This is a genomic window from Namhaeicola litoreus (assembly GCF_042679565.1).
Classification (GTDB): domain Bacteria; phylum Bacteroidota; class Bacteroidia; order Flavobacteriales; family Flavobacteriaceae; genus Namhaeicola; species Namhaeicola litoreus.
Genome location: NZ_JBHTMY010000003.1, coordinates 114,151 through 131,457, shown reverse-complemented (window position 1 = coordinate 131,457; position 17,307 = coordinate 114,151). Strand labels below are relative to the sequence as shown.

General features: G+C 36.7%; 18 protein-coding genes and 5 tRNA genes. 1 reads left to right on the top strand and 22 read right to left on the bottom strand.

Going from position 1 to position 17,307, the window contains the following annotated elements; translation table 11 throughout:
- Positions 1-61: 61 nt before the first annotated feature.
- The 16 genes from rpoB to rpsU form a co-directional block, all read right to left on the bottom strand.
- Positions 62-3,877 carry a DNA-directed RNA polymerase subunit beta gene (gene rpoB, locus ACFQ39_RS07880; protein ID WP_377177793.1) on the bottom strand — a complete coding sequence of 1,272 codons (3,816 nt, stop codon included), beginning with the start codon at positions 3,875-3,877 and terminating at the stop codon, positions 62-64.
- 109 nt (positions 3,878-3,986) lie between these two features.
- Positions 3,987-4,364: a 50S ribosomal protein L7/L12 gene (rplL, locus tag ACFQ39_RS07875; protein ID WP_377177791.1), complete on the bottom strand. Its 378-nt coding sequence runs from the start codon at positions 4,362-4,364 to the stop codon at positions 3,987-3,989.
- Between the two features lie 45 nt (positions 4,365-4,409).
- A complete protein-coding gene (rplJ, locus tag ACFQ39_RS07870; protein ID WP_377177789.1) occupies positions 4,410-4,928 on the bottom strand; it encodes a 50S ribosomal protein L10 in 519 nt (172 codons plus the stop codon).
- 20 nt (positions 4,929-4,948) lie between these two features.
- On the bottom strand, positions 4,949-5,638 hold the full coding sequence (rplA, locus tag ACFQ39_RS07865) for a 50S ribosomal protein L1 (protein WP_377177787.1): 690 nt from the start codon (positions 5,636-5,638) through the stop codon (positions 4,949-4,951).
- 2 nt (positions 5,639-5,640) lie between these two features.
- Positions 5,641-6,087, bottom strand: coding sequence for a 50S ribosomal protein L11 (rplK, locus tag ACFQ39_RS07860; RefSeq protein WP_377177785.1), 447 nt, complete (start codon positions 6,085-6,087; stop codon positions 5,641-5,643).
- 61 nt (positions 6,088-6,148) lie between these two features.
- A complete protein-coding gene (nusG, locus tag ACFQ39_RS07855; protein ID WP_377177783.1) occupies positions 6,149-6,700 on the bottom strand; it encodes a transcription termination/antitermination protein NusG in 552 nt (183 codons plus the stop codon).
- Between the two features lie 9 nt (positions 6,701-6,709).
- A complete protein-coding gene (secE, locus tag ACFQ39_RS07850; RefSeq protein WP_377177781.1) occupies positions 6,710-6,901 on the bottom strand; it encodes a preprotein translocase subunit SecE in 192 nt (63 codons plus the stop codon).
- Positions 6,902-6,916: 15 nt separating this feature from the next.
- Positions 6,917-6,989: transfer RNA gene (locus tag ACFQ39_RS07845), tRNA-Trp, on the bottom strand.
- Positions 6,990-7,124: 135 nt separating this feature from the next.
- Positions 7,125-8,312, bottom strand: coding sequence for an elongation factor Tu (gene tuf, locus ACFQ39_RS07840; RefSeq protein ID WP_377177779.1), 1,188 nt, complete (start codon positions 8,310-8,312; stop codon positions 7,125-7,127).
- A 128-nt stretch (positions 8,313-8,440) separates the two neighbouring features.
- Positions 8,441-8,512: transfer RNA gene (locus ACFQ39_RS07835), tRNA-Thr, on the bottom strand.
- 77 nt (positions 8,513-8,589) lie between these two features.
- Positions 8,590-8,662: transfer RNA gene (locus ACFQ39_RS07830), tRNA-Gly, on the bottom strand.
- 13 nt (positions 8,663-8,675) lie between these two features.
- Positions 8,676-8,756 (bottom strand) — tRNA-Tyr (locus ACFQ39_RS07825).
- A 24-nt stretch (positions 8,757-8,780) separates the two neighbouring features.
- A tRNA-Thr gene (locus ACFQ39_RS07820) sits at positions 8,781-8,854 on the bottom strand.
- A gap of 135 nt (positions 8,855-8,989) precedes the next feature.
- Positions 8,990-9,286 carry a ribosome hibernation-promoting factor, HPF/YfiA family gene (gene hpf / locus ACFQ39_RS07815; protein ID WP_377177777.1) on the bottom strand — a complete coding sequence of 99 codons (297 nt, stop codon included), beginning with the start codon at positions 9,284-9,286 and terminating at the stop codon, positions 8,990-8,992.
- A 2-nt stretch (positions 9,287-9,288) separates the two neighbouring features.
- Positions 9,289-10,230, bottom strand: coding sequence for a tyrosine-type recombinase/integrase (locus ACFQ39_RS07810; RefSeq protein WP_377177775.1), 942 nt, complete (start codon positions 10,228-10,230; stop codon positions 9,289-9,291).
- An 82-nt stretch (positions 10,231-10,312) separates the two neighbouring features.
- Positions 10,313-10,510: a 30S ribosomal protein S21 gene (gene rpsU, locus ACFQ39_RS07805; RefSeq protein WP_377177773.1), complete on the bottom strand. Its 198-nt coding sequence runs from the start codon at positions 10,508-10,510 to the stop codon at positions 10,313-10,315.
- Between the two features lie 137 nt (positions 10,511-10,647).
- On the opposite strand from rpsU, the gene ACFQ39_RS07800 reads away from it, so the two are divergent.
- Entirely contained in the window at positions 10,648-10,899 is a 252-nt protein-coding gene (locus ACFQ39_RS07800; RefSeq protein WP_377177771.1) for a hypothetical protein, read from the top strand.
- Position 10,900: 1 nt separating this feature from the next.
- On the opposite strand, the gene ACFQ39_RS07795 is transcribed toward ACFQ39_RS07800, so the two are convergent.
- The 6 genes from ACFQ39_RS07795 to modA form a co-directional block, all read right to left on the bottom strand.
- Positions 10,901-13,144 (bottom strand): transglycosylase domain-containing protein, encoded by a 2,244-nt coding sequence (locus ACFQ39_RS07795; protein WP_377177769.1) that lies wholly within the window; start codon positions 13,142-13,144, stop codon positions 10,901-10,903.
- Positions 13,145-13,225: 81 nt separating this feature from the next.
- Complete coding sequence (locus ACFQ39_RS07790; protein ID WP_377177767.1) at positions 13,226-14,503, bottom strand: carboxypeptidase-like regulatory domain-containing protein; 1,278 nt, start codon at positions 14,501-14,503, stop codon at positions 13,226-13,228.
- 94 nt (positions 14,504-14,597) lie between these two features.
- Positions 14,598-15,473 carry an ATP-binding cassette domain-containing protein gene (locus ACFQ39_RS07785; protein ID WP_377177765.1) on the bottom strand — a complete coding sequence of 292 codons (876 nt, stop codon included), beginning with the start codon at positions 15,471-15,473 and terminating at the stop codon, positions 14,598-14,600.
- The gene (gene modB / locus ACFQ39_RS07780; RefSeq protein ID WP_377177763.1) at positions 15,473-16,144 is read right to left on the bottom strand and encodes a molybdate ABC transporter permease subunit; all 672 of its coding nucleotides are present in this window, start codon (positions 16,142-16,144) and stop codon (positions 15,473-15,475) included. Before modB ends, ACFQ39_RS07785 begins: the two co-directional genes overlap by 1 nt.
- On the bottom strand, positions 16,137-16,538 hold the full coding sequence (locus ACFQ39_RS07775) for a TOBE domain-containing protein (RefSeq protein ID WP_377177761.1): 402 nt from the start codon (positions 16,536-16,538) through the stop codon (positions 16,137-16,139). Before ACFQ39_RS07775 ends, modB begins: the two co-directional genes overlap by 8 nt.
- Positions 16,535-17,305 (bottom strand): molybdate ABC transporter substrate-binding protein, encoded by a 771-nt coding sequence (gene modA / locus ACFQ39_RS07770; protein ID WP_377177759.1) that lies wholly within the window; start codon positions 17,303-17,305, stop codon positions 16,535-16,537. Before modA ends, ACFQ39_RS07775 begins: the two co-directional genes overlap by 4 nt.
- Between the last annotated feature and the right edge of the window lie 2 nt (positions 17,306-17,307).

Here is a 17,307-nt window from a genome sequence, read left to right as displayed (position 1 = left end):
TAAGATTTTTTTTATGTGAAAAATGAAACACAGTACCCCGCAGGGTACTGTTGTAAAAATATTATTCTTCTAATCGTACGTCTAAACCTAGACCCATTAGTTCGTGCATCAATACATTGAAAGATTCTGGTAAACCAGGTTCTGGCATAGGTTCGCCTTTTACGATTGATTCGTAAGTTTTGGCTCTACCCATCACATCATCCGATTTAACGGTTAAGATTTCTCTCAAGGTTGCCGAAGCACCATAGGCTTCTAGAGCCCAAACCTCCATCTCTCCAAATCTCTGACCTCCAAACTGAGCTTTACCTCCTAATGGTTGCTGTGTAATTAAAGAGTAAGGTCCTATAGATCTGGCATGCATCTTATCTTCAATCATGTGACCCAGTTTGATCATATAAATAACACCCACTGTAGCTGGCTGATCAAATCTTTCTCCTGTACCTCCATCAAATAAATAAGTGTGACCAAATTCTGGGATACCGGCTTTATTAGTTAAGGCCGTGATTTGATCAATATTTGCACCATCAAAAATTGGTGTAGCATATTTCTCTCCCAAATTTTGACCTGCCCAACCGAGCACAGTTTCATAGATCTGACCAATGTTCATACGAGATGGTACACCAAGTGGGTTCAATACAATATCAACCGGCGTTCCGTCTTCCAAAAACGGCATATCTTCTCTACGAACAATTTTAGCAACAATACCTTTGTTTCCGTGACGACCTGCCATTTTATCACCAACTTTTAACTTACGTTTTTTAGCTACGTAAATTTTGGCTAGCTTCAAAATTCCTTTTGGCAACTCATCTCCAATAGTAATTGTAAACTTCTTTCTTCTGAGTGCTCCTTGTAAATCACTCAATTTGATCTTATAGTTGTGGATTAACTGACTGATCAAAGCATTTACATCGCTGTCAGTTGTCCATACACCTTTGGTTAAATGCTCAAAATCCATCACAGAGTTCAACATCTTTAAGGTGTATTTCTTTCCTTTTGCAAAAATTTCCTCTCCAAGATCATTGTGAACACCCTGCGACGTTTTACCGTTGACCAAATGGAATAATTTCTCGATCAATTGCTCTTTAAGATTATCGATTTTCACAGTATATTCTGCTTCTAATCGAGCAATGTCATTGGTTTCTTTTGCTTTTTTAACTTTATCTTTTATCGTTCTCTGGAACAATTTCTTATCGATAACAACACCGTGTAATGAAGGAGAGGCTTTTAAAGAAGCATCCTTTACATCGCCCGCATTATCTCCAAAGATTGCTCTTAGTAATTTTTCTTCCGGAGTTGGATCAGATTCTCCTTTTGGTGTTATCTTACCAATCAAGATATCGCCTGGCTTAATTTCAGCACCAATGCGGATCATTCCATTCTCGTCTAAATCTTTAGTCGCCTCTTCACTCACATTTGGAATGTCTGCAGTCAATTCTTCAGCTCCTAATTTAGTATCCCTTACTTCAAGTGAATACTCGTCGATATGAATTGATGTAAAAATATCTTCGCGTACTACCTTTTCTGAAATCACAATAGCATCCTCGAAATTGTAACCTTTCCAAGGCATAAAAGCAACTTTCAAGTTTCTACCTAAAGCGAGCTCACCATTTTCTGTAGCATAGCCCTCACAAAGCACTTGCCCTTTGGTTACCTTATCCCCTTTTTTAACAATAGGATGTAAGTTGATCGCCGTTCCTTGGTTTGTTTTTCTAAACTTGATTAGGTTATAAGATTTCGAATCATCTTCAAAACTAACCAATCTCTCTTCATCAGTTCTTTCATACTTAATCTCAATTCTATTGGAATCAACATAAGTTACGACACCATCATCTTCAGCGTTCATCAGAATTCTTGAATCAGTAGCTACTCGTCTCTCTAATCCGGTACCAACAATCGGTGCCTCAGGCTTCATTAAAGGAACAGCCTGACGCATCATGTTAGACCCCATCAATGCACGGTTTGCATCATCGTGCTCTAGAAAAGGAATTAAAGAAGCAGAAATTGAAGCGATCTGGTTCGGCGCAACGTCCATGTAATTGATCTCTTGAGGCTCTACCAAAGGAAAATCTCCCTCTTCTCTGGCCACAACTTTTTCTGCAGTGATTTTTCCTTTTGCATCCACATCTAAATTTGACTGTGCAATCTTCTGACCTTCTTCCTCTTCGGCACTCAAATAGATCGGCGCCTTTGTAACATCCAGACCTCCATCATGAATCTCTCTATAAGGAGTTTCGATAAAACCTAGATTATTCACTTTGGCATAGACGGCCAAAGAAGATATCAAACCAATATTTGGACCTTCAGGCGTTTCGATCGGACAAAGTCTTCCGTAATGTGTATAGTGAACGTCTCGTACCTCAAACCCTGCTCTTTCTCTTGAAAGTCCACCTGGGCCTAAAGCTGACAACCTTCTTTTATGTGTAATCTCCGCCAATGGATTCGTTTGATCCATAAACTGAGATAACTGATTCGTACCAAAAAATGAATTGATGACAGACGATAAAGTCTTGGCATTGATCAAATCAATTGGTGTAAATACTTCATTGTCCCGCACATTCATTCGTTCGCGAATGGTTCTTGCCATTCTGGCCAAACCAACACCAAACTGTCCGGACAATTGCTCTCCTACCGTTCTTACACGACGGTTAGACAAGTGGTCAATATCATCTACCTCCGCTTTTGAATTCACTAAGTTGATCAAATTCTTTACGATTGTAATGATATCCAATTGGGTAAGTACTTTTTCCTCAATACCTACTTCCAGACCCAATTTTTTATTCATTCTGTAACGACCAACTTCCCCTAAATTATAACGTTGATCAGAGAAAAACAATTTTTGAATTACTCCTTTCGCCGTTTCATAATCTGGTGGTTCTGCGTTACGCAACTGTCTGTATATGTATTCAACTGCCTCTTTTTCAGAGTTAGTTGGATCCTTTTGAAGGGTATTATGGATAATGGCATAATCCCCTGTTTCATTATCTAATTTATGTAATAAAATGGTCTTAGCTCCAGAATCAACGATCTCATCAATATGCTCTTTTTCAAGCACCGTATCACGATCTAGAACAATTTCATTTCTTTCGATAGAAATTACCTCACCTGTATCTTCATCAACAAAATCCTCAAACCAAGTTTTAAGAACTCTCGCTGCGAGTTTTCTATCTAAGTATTTTTTCAATCCGCTTTTTGACACTTTTACCTCTTCAGCAAGGTCAAAAATTTCAAGGATATCTTTATCTCTTTCAAATCCGATAGATCTGAAAAGAGTAGTTACTGGTAATTTTTTCTTTCTGTCGATGTATGCATACATCACTTGGTTAATATCCGTTGCGAATTCAATCCATGAACCTTTAAACGGAATAACTCTTGCAGAGTACAATTTTGTTCCATTCGCGTGAAAAGACTGACCGAAAAATACGCCAGGAGATCTGTGCAACTGAGAAACTACTACTCTTTCTGCTCCGTTGATCACAAAAGTACCACTTGGAGTCATATAAGGAATAGTCCCCAAATAAACATCTTGTACAATCGTTTCAAAGTCTTCGTGTTCTTCGTCTGTACAATATAATTTTAATCGGGCTTTTAATGGCACACTGTAAGTTAACCCTCTTTCAATACATTCTTGAATGCTATATCTTGGTGGGTCAACGAAATAATCTAAAAACTCTAAAACAAAGTTATTACGGGTATCAGTAATTGGAAAGTTGTCCTGAAAGGTCTGGAACAAACCTTCGTCACTACGTTCATCAGATTTTGTTTCTAACTGGAAAAAATCCTGGAAAGACTTAACTTGTATATCGAGAAAGTCGGGATAATCAGTGAACAATTTGGTTGATGAAAAGTTTACTCTTTGGTTATCTTTTTTCGTTGCCAATGGAGAAAAATTTAAATTAAAATCTAAGAAAGAATATATATGCAAAAATGGTTTAGGCTTTAGGGATTACACCCTAAAGTCCTAAACCTTAGATATTTAAGTAGAATAATTATTTAAGCTCTACTTCAGCTCCTGCTTCTTCTAAAGAAGCTTTTAATCCTTCAGCTTCGTCTTTAGAGATACCTTCTTTAATTGGAGCAGGTGCGCTATCAACGATTTCTTTAGCTTCTTTTAATCCTAAACCGGTTAATTCTTTAACCAATTTTACTACTGCTAATTTAGATCCACCAGCTGCTTTTAAGATTACATCAAATTCTGATTTTTCTTCAGCAGCAGCCTCTCCACCACCAGCCGCAGGACCAGCAACAGCTACAGCAGCAGCTGCAGGCTCAATACCATATTCTTCTTTTAAGATATTTGCCAACTCATTAACTTCTTTTACTGTTAAGTTAACTAATTGTTCTGCGAATTCTTTTAAATCTGCCATTTTCTTTAAATTTAAATTTTTTATTATTTTAGTTTTAGTGTGTACTTATTCTTTTTCTGATAAGGTCTTCAAAATACCGGCTAATTTACCTCCACCAGATTTCAATGCAGAAACTACATTCTTAGCTGGTGATTGTAACAATCCGATTACATCTCCAATTACCTCTTCTTTAGATTTGATGTTCACCAAAGCATCCAATTGGTCATCGCCAACATAGATAGATTCTTCAACAAATGCTCCTTTAAGAACAGGTTTGTCAGACTTCTTTCTAAATTCCTTAATTACTTTTGCAGGAGCATTACTCACCTCTGCAATCATAATAGAAGTATTTCCTTTTAAAATTGTAGGAAGGTCTCCAAAGTCTTTATCAGATTTTTCCATTGCCTTTGAAAGCAATGTGTTTTTAACAACAGCAAGTTTAATATTTGCTTTAAAACATGCTCTTCTTAAGTTCGATGTATCAGTCGCATTGAGGCCTGAAATATCTGCAAGATAGATGACATTATTCTCGGTTAATTTACCGGTTAATTCATCTATTACTAACGCTTTATCTTCTCTTGTCATTATTCGGTCGATTTAACTGATTAAACTGTTTTTGTATCAATCGCTACCGAAGGACTCATGGTACTCGATAGAAAAATACTCTTGATATAAGAACCTTTTACAGTAGAAGGTTTCAATTTAACAAGGGTTTGTACTAATTCATGTGCATTTTCGGCTAACTTTTCAGCTTCAAACGAAACCTTTCCGATAGAAGCATGAACAATACCTGTCTTATCCACCTTAAAGTCGATCTTACCTCCCTTTACATCTTGTACTGCCTTAGCGACATCCATTGTTACTGTACCCGTCTTTGGGTTTGGCATTAAACCTCTAGGACCTAAAATTCTTCCTAAAGGACCTAATTTACCCATCACACTTGGTAAAGTGACAATTACGTCAACATCTGTCCATCCTTCTTTAATTTTTTGAAGGTAATCGTCTAATCCTACATAATCAGCACCTGCCTCCTTTACTTCAGCTTCCTTATCCGGAGTTACCAAAGCCAAAACACGTACTTCTTTACCGGTTCCGTGCGGTAGTGTAACTACCCCTCTTACCATTTGATTTGCTTTTCTTGGATCTACACCTAAACGCACTGCAATATCAACACTTGCGTCAAAATTTACGTTGGTGATTTCTTTAACCAAAGTTGAAGCGTCCATTAAATTATGGGCAACATTTACATCAACTTTAGCTTTCGCCTCTTTTTGTTTTTTTGTCAACTTTGCCATAATTATGCGTTTTTAACTGGAGCATCTCCTTTAATTCTAATTCCCATAGAACGTGCAGTTCCTGCTACCATCAACATCGCAGATTCAATTTCAAATGCATTTAAATCTTGCATTTTATCCTCTGCAATTGCTTTAACTTGGTCCCAGGTTACTGTAGCCACTTTCTTTCTGTTTGGTTCTCCTGAACCACTCTTCAATTTAGCTGCTTCTAATAATTGTGTAGCTGCCGGTGCGGTCTTCACTATAAACTCGAAAGATTTGTCCTTGTAAACGGTAATTACTACCGGACAAATTTTACCAGCCTTATCCTGAGTTCTGGCATTGAATTGCTTACAGAACTCCATAATGTTAACCCCGGCAGAACCCAATGCAGGTCCTACAGGTGGTGAAGGGTTTGCGGCGCCTCCACGTACTTGTAATTTAACTATTTTACTAACTTCTTTTGCCATTTTTAATCATGTTTTAGATTACCCTATGTGGAAGCCAGGGAAACCTCAGTTCGCGTAACAGTTATGATATTTTTTCTACTTGCATGTAATTCAATTCCAATGGCGTTTTTCTGCCAAAGATTTTTACCATTACTTCAAGTTTGCGCTTTTCTTCGTTTATTTTTTCAATAGTACCGTCAAATCCGTTAAATGGACCATCGATTACTTTTACAGTTTCACCTTTAATAAATGGTATGGCCACATTTTCATTCTGTACAGCCAATTCATCTACCGTACCTAACATTCTATTTACCTCAGATTGTCTTAATGGAATAGGATCACCACCTTTGGTTTCACCTAAAAACCCAATCACGCCCGTAACTGATTTAATCACGTGTGGCACCTCACCACTTAAATTAGCCTCAACCATAATATAACCCGGAAAAAACACCTTTTCCTTATTATATTTTTTCCCATTTCGGATCTGAATAACTTTTTCAGTTGGTACTAAAACCTGTTGTACATAGTCTGATAAGCCTAATCGAGCAATTTCATTTTCGATATAGGTTTTGATCTTATTTTCTTGACCGCCGATAGCTCTGACGGCATACCATTTCATTACATTATCAGACATCTTATTCTTTTAGTTAAATAAATCGAAATATTTTTCGAATCCAAATTGAAAAGTCTTATCTACCAAAAACACTGCCACTGCGAAAATCACAGTAAACACAGCCACAACAACAGTTGTTCTTTGCGCTTCTGGCCATGACATCCAAGTCACATGCGTTCTTAGTTCTTCAAAGGACTCTTTGATATAAGTTACTAAATTCATCCTAGTATTTTTATGCACGGGTGGAGAGGCTCGAACTCCCGACACCTGGTTTTGGAGACCAGTGCTCTACCAACTGAGCTACACCCGTATAAAAGTGCGCTAATTAATCATTATCAAAATTGAGATAAGAGCACTTTAATTTGTAAATACACTATGTTAACAAAGGTTTCCGTCGGGCTATACCCAACAGAAACCTTTAATGTATTTATAAGAAATTCATTCCTTAGTCTAAAATCTCAGTTACCTGACCAGCACCTACTGTTCTACCTCCTTCACGGATAGCGAATCTCAAACCAACATTCAACGCGATAGTTTGAAGTAATTCTACTGTAACAGTTAAGTTATCACCTGGCATTACCATTTCAACACCATCAGGTAAACTAATAGTTCCTGTAACGTCTGTTGTTCTTACATAGAACTGAGGACGGTAGTTTTTGTGGAATGGAGTGTGACGACCACCTTCTTCTTTTTTCAAGATATACACCTCAGCTTTGAAATGTTTGTGTGGTTTTACAGAACCTGGCTTACAGATTACCATACCTCTTTTGATATCTTCTTTATCGATACCTCTTAACAAAAGACCTACGTTATCTCCAGCTTCACCTCTATCTAATATTTTACGGAACATTTCAACTCCTGTGATAGTCGAAGTTAATTTTTCAGCACCCATACCGATGATCTCTACTGGATCTCCAGTGTTTGCTACACCAGTTTCAATTCTACCAGTAGCAACAGTACCACGACCAGTAATAGAGAATACATCTTCAACAGGCATCAAGAATGGCTTATCTACATCTCTTTGAGGTAATTCAATCCAAGAATCAACAGCATCCATTAATTCCATTACTGTATTCACCCATTTTTCCTCTCCGTTTAAAGCACCCAAAGCAGAACCTTGAATTACAGGACCGTTATCTCCATCATAATCGTAGAAAGACAATAAGTCTCTTACTTCCATTTCAACCAACTCTAACAATTCAGCATCATCCACCATATCAACTTTGTTCATGAAAACAACGATTCTTGGGATACCTACCTGACGACCTAATAAGATGTGCTCACGAGTTTGTGGCATTGGACCATCAGTAGCAGCAACAACTAAAATCGCACCGTCCATCTGAGCAGCACCCGTAACCATGTTCTTTACATAATCCGCGTGACCTGGACAATCTACGTGTGCATAGTGACGATTTGCAGTTGAATATTCAACGTGCGCTGTGTTAATAGTAATACCTCTTTCCTTCTCTTCTGGAGCATTGTCAATTTGGTCAAATGATTTTACTTCAGAAAGACCTTGATCTGCTAAAACTTTTGTGATAGCAGCAGTTAATGTAGTTTTACCGTGATCTACGTGTCCAATTGTACCAATATTAAGGTGTGGTTTTGAACGATCAAAAGTTGCTTTTGCCATGATTGTTTAATTTTATGTCTTAGTTATTTATTGTGTTAAAATTTATTTTCGTAGTGAAATTTATCGAAGATTTAGTAGAAATGTATGCTCCTAGTCAGTCTCATTTAAACTTTCTCTACAAAATCAAGAGCCAATGACGGGATTTGAACCCGTGACCTCTTCCTTACCAAGGAAACGCTCTACCCCTGAGCTACACCGGCTTATGCTTCATAAGGCACCCGGTATATAACTTAACTTAAGAGTAAAAGGTATACCGCCTTTGCTTTTCCTAATATAGAGCGAGAGACGGGACTCGAACCCGCGACATTCAGCTTGGAAGGCTGAAGCTCTACCAACTGAGCTACTCTCGCATTCAAATTAAAGTGGGGAGAGCAGGATTCGAACCTACGAAGGTTGCCCAACAGAGTTACAGTCTGTCCTCGTTGACCGCTTGAGTATCTCCCCAACATTTTTTTATCTCAAAGAACGAGCCGGTAGAGGGGCTCGAACCCACGACCTGCTGATTACAAATCAGCTGCTCTAGCCAACTGAGCTACACCGGCAATTGCTTTTTTGTCTTTTTATCTCCGTGTAAACACTATCATTACATAAAAAAACAAACCGCTCTTTCAAACGGTTTGCAAATGTATAAAGTTTTATGTTTTCTGCAAAACTTTTTTCAAATATTTTCTAAAATTTTACGCTCTCTGTTTTTCCTTCCTTTTAAGTAGTTGCCTTCTCAATGATTCTACCGCCAAGCTTATGCCCTCTTCAAAGGTTTTACTCTCCTTTTTCACCACGACATCATTACCAGGAATATTGATTTTTACTTCAGATATCTTATTCTCTTTGTCACTAGTATTTTGAACTTTCAAAAATACCTCAGCATCAATAATTTTCTCGTTGAATTTTTCCAGGTTCGACACCTTCTTTTCTATAAAGTCAACCAATGTTTGATCAATATTAAAATTAACTGATTGCACAAATACTTTCATAGTTAATGGTTTTTAACGCTCCTTGGGTGAGCTTGGTTATACATTTTTTTTAATTCACTTAAGCTGTTTTGAGTATACACTTGAGTAGATGCTAAACTGGAATGCCCAAGCAATTCTTTTACCGAATTTAGATCAGCTCCTTCATTTAATAAATGTGTTGCAAAAGAATGCCTCAAAGTATGTGGACTCTTTTTAACCTTGCTAGACACTTGACTAAAATAATCATTTATCAAACGATAAACTAATGTAGGATATATTTTCTCACCTTTTTCTGTCATAAAAAAATAGTCTCCCTTTGGATGATTGGCTTCCCTCAAAAAATTATATTTTTCAATACTTGGCCGCAATGAGTTTAATAACGGAATAAATCTTTCCTTATTTCTTTTGCCTAGCACCTTAATCAAAGAACCTGCTAAATCTATATCAGAAGTTTTTAAATTGATCAACTCCGCTCGCCTCATTCCAGTACTGTAAAGCAATTCCACGATCAGGGCATTTCTGACAGAAATAAAATCCTCCGCTTCTCTCATCATCTGAAGCACCTCCTCAATTTCCCTTTGGTTAAATGGAACACTTACCCGTTTTGCTATTTTTAATGGTTTATGATGTTTCATGGGATTTTCAGAAATCATTTTTGATTTCATCAAGAAAGTGTAGTAAGATCTCAGGGCACTCATTTTTCTATTTACGGACCTATTACTCACCTCGTTATCGACTAGATCAACAATCCAATGCCTGATAATGGTGTAATCTAAATTTTCTAAATCTTCTCTGTGAAAAGTCTTTTTACAATAGAAAGAAAAAGCCTCGAGATCTGTGCCATATGCCAAAACTGTATTGGGAGAATATTTCTTCTCAAAAACCAGATAGTCTAAAAATGCTTTGATGGTCAAAGGGTATATTTTAGGAAGAATAATTGATTCGTTGATTTTTGTTTCTAACAAATTTAACCATTTTTAAACTGATAAAATGTTAAAAATAAAAAAACCGCTTTACTCAAGCGGTTTTTCATGTATTTAACAAAATTTATCCTTTTTCTTCTTCGGTTCTAATACCTTGAATATATTTGGCTTTCAATTTTTGTTGTCTTTTCAATACAGATGGTTTTGTGAATTGCTTACGCTCACGCAAGTTCTTCATTGTCTTAGTGCTGTCAAATTTTCTTTTGAATTTTTTTAAAGCCCTATCTATGTTCTCACCATCCTTTACCGGGATTATTAACATTGCGATGCACCTCCTTTCATCTGTCCGCTTTTAATTGTTTATATACGTTTTTGAGGCCGCAAATGTACAAATTATTATCAATTATGAGTAAAACAAAGTGATATTTTAATTACTTTTAACAATAATAAATCAGAATAATGGAAAATATCATACCAAAGGAGATCAAACCCATGAGTCCCACCGATTGGGCCATTACAGTTTTTATCACCTCTCTTCCCTTAGTTGGACTCATTATGCTTTTGATTTGGGCTTTCGGAGACCAGAGTAATATACATCGACAAAACTATGCCAAAGGTAGTTTGATTGTTATGTTGATCGGCTTAGGACTTGCCATTATATTCCTAACCATTTTTGGAGGTATAGCGCTTATGGCTAATATTTTTGATTGATTCAATTCCTTTTCTTGAACAATTTCTTAAAAAAAGATTCTTTTTTCTTGGTTTCTTTTTGGGCTTTTTTTGCTGCCTTTTCTGAAGTCATCTCCGGATTATTAAAAATTTTATCAAAGAATTTTTCAAAGTCGCTGTCCTCTATATAATCCTCGCAAATAAAACTTTCTAGTGCTTCTTCAGACATAGGAGCAAAATTTGTCAAATACTGACTGGATAACTTTTTATTTCCTTGCAGATTTCTAAACGTATACCCCACTAATGGCAATGCCAACTTACCCCCAGACCCCAATGCACCCGTATTAAAATGTAAGCTGGGAGAATTACAACCCACACGAGAAACCAATACTAGATTTGGAGTAAACCCTGCAAACCAAGCGTCTGCATAATCCTGTGAGGTACCTGTTTTACCCGCTATTTCTTTGGTTACACCAAATTGGGAAGAAATTGCCTTACCCGTTCCTTCACTTACTGCTTTTCTGAGCATAGCTGTCATCATCATACTTGTGCTTTCACTCATGACTTGTTCATCATTTTTGACATCCTTATACTGATAAATAGTTTCTCCTTCTGCAGACTTAATTGAAACTATACCATAGGGTTGAATTTTTTTTCCGCCATTCGCAAAAGCAGCATAGGCTCGTGTGAGCTCATATATACTAGCGATAGATGTGCCTAAGGCCACCGATGGATTGGTCTCCAGATGTTGACTAAAACCCAGATCGTTCCACATGGTGTGAAGTTCTGCAAAGGGCAAAGACAAAAACAGCCTCACTGTGGGTATATTCATCGATTTGGCTAGAGCGGCGGCCACAGAATACTTTCCACCAAATGAGTTATCATAATTTTTAGGCGTCCAGTTGTCAAAATCCGTCAGCACCAAGCTATCGTTGCTAATATAATTACAGGGATTTATTCCGTTCTCCAATGCTGCCGCATATAAAATTGGTTTAAAGGTAGAAGCAATCTGCCTCTGAGCAAAAATCTGGTCATAAGGATATCTTCTAAAGTCTATGCCACCTACCCACACTTTGATCGCTCCTGTATTCGGTTCTAATCCTAACATACCGGCATGCAGTACACTTAAATCGCGTCTGATACTGTCTAAAACAGTAATTGAATCAGACCTAAACCCTTCCCATGAAAAAATTTCTCTTTTCTTTCTCTTACCAACATCTTGAAAATTTCCCTTGTTCAAAATTTCTTCAGACAAAGATGTCAGTATTTTTTTATCCGATCCCTTGCTGTATTGCCGATCCAACAAGGGTTGCATTTTTGAAAGATGCTTTTGATATGCAGTAAGAGCATAGAGTTGCATCTCTAGGTTCAAACTAGTCTGTACGATTAAACCATCGGTGTAGATATTGTAACTCGTGCCCTCTTTTAGATTGATGCTGTCTATAATTTTCTCTAATTCTCGCTTTATATGTACCAAGAAATAATTAGCTTTTCCTTGATTTTTTAAATTGGCATAATCCAGACGAATAGGTAATAATTGAAGAGAATCTTTTTCCCGTTCATCTATAAAATCGTACTTAAACATTTGGTCTAGTACAGTATTTCTTCGTTGCAGGGCATGTTCAGGATATAACCTAGGATTGTAATAGGTATTGGCCTTTAACATACCGACCAATACAGCACTCTCCTCCTGATTTAATTCTTCAACCTGCTTATTGAAATAACGCCGTGCAGCACTTTCAACACCGTAAATATCCTCCCCAAAAGGAACAGTATTGAGGTACAGCTGTAAAATATCCTGCTTATTGTAAAGTTCCTCCAATCTGTTGGCAAGAATAATTTCTTTTGATTTATTTACGGCAGTTGTCAGTGGACCAAAACTTTTTCTGCCGTACATGTTTTTAGCCAATTGTTGCGTTAGCGTACTTCCGCCACCGGCACTTTCCTGTTGAAAAATAATACTCTTTACCAGAACCCTCATTAAACTGCGGGCATCTACACCTTCATGTTCGTAAAACCGCACGTCTTCGGTGGCCAAAAGAGCGTTGATTAAATGTGTCGGGATTTGATGGAATTTGACATTTGTTCTGTTCTGAACAAAATATTTGCCCAGTAATTCTCCATTCTCCGCCAGCACCAGAGAGGCCGACTCATTTTTAAAATCTCGTAGTTCTTCTTTGGTATATAAGTGACCAAAAACACCAAAGTAAACTCCGGCAAAGAAGATGCCTGCGCTACAAACTATGGCAAGAATAAAAAGCAAACTATATTTAACGATCTTTTTCAACCCCTCAAAATTTTGCCAAATGTAAGACCAAAAAAAAGAAGAACCTTTTGAGTTCTTCTTCTTTTAACAAAAATTAAAGATTTACTTTAACTTCCTTTGAATTTTGTCGATGGCATTTTCAATTGACTTTTCAGGTTCTATGATATTGTATTCTCCCCAAAAATCGGGATCAGTAAAACCTGAGGTTTTATCAACCAAAATAACATTAGATCTCAACTTTTCACTATTTTTCAAACTGATTCCTTCTGTATTATTCTTCCAATCTGTAATCGCCATCTCAATGTTTACAGCGTAATTGGAATTAAATAATTTCTTTTTCCAATTCACCTTAAATCCCAATTCTAAGCGACTGTAACTTTGAAACCATCTGCCATTATTTTCTCTGTAATCTATTTGATAATTGGCCACCGTTGGCGTGACCTCAGCATTAGAAGGTTTCTTTTTAACAAAGAATCTGCTGGCCAATGCCTCATTTTCAAGATTTAAACTTATATCTACTTTTGTAATGGCGTAACTTTGAACATCTATATAAAGTTTGCCATAGAACATAGGCTCCTCGATACTAGGTAATTGTCTAAAGCTGATGATGTGGGTTGGGCGGTTATTCAAATTCGTCAGGTTGGCATAGGAAAATGAGTAATTTTTCAAACTTTCCTCATCCAATATCAGACTCTTGTTTTTGGCAATATCAAAGCGCATGGTATTATAAGGTCCTCCTTGCAATTTAAGCACAAGTGTATCGAGCTTCTTATAATCTGTACTTTTTCTAGATTTGAACAAGCGCGCATAATCCTCTACATTTGACGTATAAGGCTGTTTGTAAATTTCGACCACAGCTTCTGAAAGTGAGGCATATTTTTTTCCTTTACTTATTGACTCTCTATAAAAGGCAGTCATAATTAAGGGATCATCTGTATAATTATTCTTGATTCTGGCTACTGCCTCTCTCACTATCTTTTCCGGATCTCTTGTAGTGACATTTACTTCTCTGAGCTGTTCAATAGATTCTGTCAATTCTATTCTGGTTTTTCCCGATCCTAAACTCTCCAGGGAAACTTCTTTATTGTTGTAGCCCAAATAGGCAATCAACAAATTGTTAGTCCTTAAGTCTAAAGGTACTTTTATGGAAAATTCTCCTTCGCTATTACTAACAGTAGAAATATTTGAACCGACTAGTGAAATACTCGCGTATTCCAGTGTTTTCCCTGTTTTACCAGAAACAATCGTACCTGTAAACTCAATAAAATCATCCGTTTGTGCATAGACATTCATCTGAAATGCAAAAATAAAGCCTAAAAAAAGTAAAACTGATGTCCTTTGAACAGGTGCCATTTTTTGGATTTTTATATATTGTATCATGTTCGTGAGCTTTAAATGTATTGATTTACTAAAATACAAAATGATTGAGACTTTCTTTAGAAATTAAGGCCAATAAATGTTAACGAAATGATAATTATTGATTTCTGCTGTACATCAAAGGGCTAAATGCCATCGCTGCGAGGAGAACTGTGTCTCCGATCTTAAAACGAGCACTATCAGCTTCTTCTCCAACAACTTTTACAATTTCTTGTCCGGTTAAAACCGTAAAAATAGTCAGAAAATCCTGTTTTTCTATATTCAACACCTTACCCGTTAATTGAAATTTTCCACTAACGTTACTTTTAAATAAAAGTGATTTTGGATTTCCCATTTCTTTAATCCTACCCTTTTCCAAAACAATCAATACATCAGACATTTTAACAATTTCACCAATGTCGTGACTGATCATAATCGTTGTGAGATCAAATTTTTTGTGGAGCAACAAGATATAATCTTGTAGTTCTTGTCTCATTTCTTGATCTAAAGCTGACAGAGGTTCGTCTAAAATCAAAATTTCCGGTTTCTGTGCCAGTGCTCTCGCAACCGCAACGCGTTGTTTTTGCCCTCCCGATAAAAATTCAGGTTTTCTATGTGCTAATTCACCTAAATCAGACACCTCAATCAACTCCTCAATCATACTTAGATTACCATATCTCGAAGCGTAAACCAAGTTTTCCTTAACGGTCATATTTGGAAAAAGAGCATAATCTTGAAAAACAAATCCTATATTCCTTTTCTGTGGTTCCAGATGTATTTTTTTCTTAGCGTCAAACCAAATTTGATTTTTCACATTAATTTCACCGGAATCAGGTGGCATCAAACCCGCAAGTACTTTTAAAAGCGATGTTTTACCTGCTCCCGATTTTCCGTAAATACTGACAAAATTTCCTTTTTCGATACGAAGTTCAACCTGTAGGTCAAAATGACCATTGGCCGCATGTAATTCTTTATTGATAGACAGTTCAATCATCACCAAATACTTTTAGAAGATTTTCTGTTTACAAAATACACAAATAACAAAATGAAAAAAGTGAGCGCAAACAAAATAAAAGAATAGGTATTTGCCTCAGCATAATGAAGTGCTTCCACTTTATCATAAATGGCAATTGAGGCTACTTTTGTTTTTTCAGGTATGTTTCCTCCGATCATCAGGACTACCCCAAACTCTCCTATGGTATGTGCAAAAGCTAGTACTATACCCGTTAGTAAAGAAGCCTTAATATTAGGTAACATGACTTTTCTTAGGGTAGTAAACTTAGATTTCCCCATTAAGTAGGAAGCCTCTTTCAGATCTACAGGTATATTTGAAAACCCAGCCTGAATAGGGTGTACCATAAAAGGTAAACTGTAAATAATCGATGCCAAAACAAGCCCTTCAAAAGAAAAAACAAAGCGTAATCCTAGATATTCATCCAAAAAACCACCAAAGAAGTTGGCAGGACTAAAAGCGACCAACATATAAAAACCGATCACCGTAGGAGGTAAAACCAAAGGCATACTAACCAAAGCTTCAAAAACGGGCTTCCATTTGGTCTTCGTTTCAGAGAGCCAATATGCCAATGGAATAGAGATGAGCAACAAAAGAAAGGTAGTAATTGCCGCCAGTTTAAAGGTAAGTATTAAAGGAGACCAATCAATCATGATAGAGCATTATTTCATTGGTTTTAACCATCGCACATATTCTTTGCCCTTCTTTTAGATTGAGTTGATTTACGGCGTTCGCTGTAATAATAGAAGTAATTATTCCTACGTTGGTTTCAATTGTTAAGCGACATAGCAATTCATCTTTATCTATAGCATTAATTTTACCTTCCATCCTGTTTTGTAAACTGATAGGAAGGTGCTTTTCTAATGCAATAACGACTTCCGTTTCCTTAAAAACAACTTTTACAGGATTGTTAATTTTTAGATAGGGCGCTGTTTCAGGTGTATCTATAACGATGGCCGAAAAAAGCAATTCTTCTACTTGCACTTTTACCAAAGAAATTGATTTACTTTTTTTGATTTCCTTTATTCTCCCACTGAGTTCATTCATACCTCGTAACCATATTTTTTTAGTATCTCTCTCCCTTCTGCTGAAAAGACAAAATCATAAAATATTTTTGTTTCATCCTGATTTTTACTCTGCTTCAAAATCAAAATACCTTGTGCTATATCTTGGTACTCAGATGAGGAAATTTCTTTCCAAAACCCTTTGCCCTTCAAGCTTTTTTCCAGCACAGAAGATTTTGAAGTAAAACCGACCTCTGCAACTCCGGTATATATAAATTGATTGGTCTGAGAAATACTTTCCCCAAATACAAGTTTTTCCTGCAATACCTCCCACAAGCCCTCTTTTATCAATATTTCCTTCGCTGGAATTCCGTAGGGTGCCAACTCCGGATTGGCCATTGCAATATGCTTGATTTCAGCATCTTTTAATCTCTCTAAGCTTAGATTCTCTTCTGTGATAGACCAGAGCACCAAAATTCCTTTGGCATAAATCTCAGGTGGTTTCAATCCAAATCCTTTGCTGTATAAATAGTTTGGATATTGCATATCTGCCGATAAAAAAAGATCGTAAGGGGCACCCTCAGAGATTTGGGCCGTCAATTTTCCTGAGGATGATACACTTATCGTACAATCAATACCTGTTTTTTTTGTAAAAGCTTCGGTCAACTCGGGCATTACAAATTGCAGATTTGCCGCCGCGGCAATAGTAATTCTCTTTTCCTCTTTTAAATCTCGTCCACAAGAATTACATCCCAAAACTAAAAATGACCAAAAAAAAACAAATGCTAAGTACTTTTTAACCCCATTCAAAG

What these genes read in the sequence shown, in the direction of transcription:
- ACFQ39_RS07775 (WP_377177761.1), bottom strand. Translation starts at nt 16,538, where the DNA reads ATGAATGAACTCAGTGGGAGAATAAAGGAAATCAAAAAAAGTAAATCA.
- rplK (WP_377177785.1), bottom strand. Translation starts at nt 6,087, where the DNA reads ATGGCAAAAGAAGTTAGTAAAATAGTTAAATTACAAGTACGTGGAGGC.
- modB (WP_377177763.1), bottom strand. Translation starts at nt 16,144, where the DNA reads ATGATTGATTGGTCTCCTTTAATACTTACCTTTAAACTGGCGGCAATT.
- rplL (WP_377177791.1), bottom strand. Translation starts at nt 4,364, where the DNA reads ATGGCAGATTTAAAAGAATTCGCAGAACAATTAGTTAACTTAACAGTA.
- hpf (WP_377177777.1), bottom strand. Translation starts at nt 9,286, where the DNA reads ATGAAAGTATTTGTGCAATCAGTTAATTTTAATATTGATCAAACATTG.
- tuf (WP_377177779.1), bottom strand. Translation starts at nt 8,312, where the DNA reads ATGGCAAAAGCAACTTTTGATCGTTCAAAACCACACCTTAATATTGGT.
- rplJ (WP_377177789.1), bottom strand. Translation starts at nt 4,928, where the DNA reads ATGACAAGAGAAGATAAAGCGTTAGTAATAGATGAATTAACCGGTAAA.
- nusG (WP_377177783.1), bottom strand. Translation starts at nt 6,700, where the DNA reads ATGTCTGATAATGTAATGAAATGGTATGCCGTCAGAGCTATCGGCGGT.
- ACFQ39_RS07800 (WP_377177771.1), top strand. Translation starts at nt 10,648, where the DNA reads ATGGAAAATATCATACCAAAGGAGATCAAACCCATGAGTCCCACCGAT.
- ACFQ39_RS07790 (WP_377177767.1), bottom strand. Translation starts at nt 14,503, where the DNA reads ATGATACAATATATAAAAATCCAAAAAATGGCACCTGTTCAAAGGACA.
- rplA (WP_377177787.1), bottom strand. Translation starts at nt 5,638, where the DNA reads ATGGCAAAGTTGACAAAAAAACAAAAAGAGGCGAAAGCTAAAGTTGAT.
- secE (WP_377177781.1), bottom strand. Translation starts at nt 6,901, where the DNA reads ATGAATTTAGTAACTTATATCAAAGAGTCCTTTGAAGAACTAAGAACG.
- ACFQ39_RS07785 (WP_377177765.1), bottom strand. Translation starts at nt 15,473, where the DNA reads ATGATTGAACTGTCTATCAATAAAGAATTACATGCGGCCAATGGTCAT.
- rpsU (WP_377177773.1), bottom strand. Translation starts at nt 10,510, where the DNA reads ATGTTAATAATCCCGGTAAAGGATGGTGAGAACATAGATAGGGCTTTA.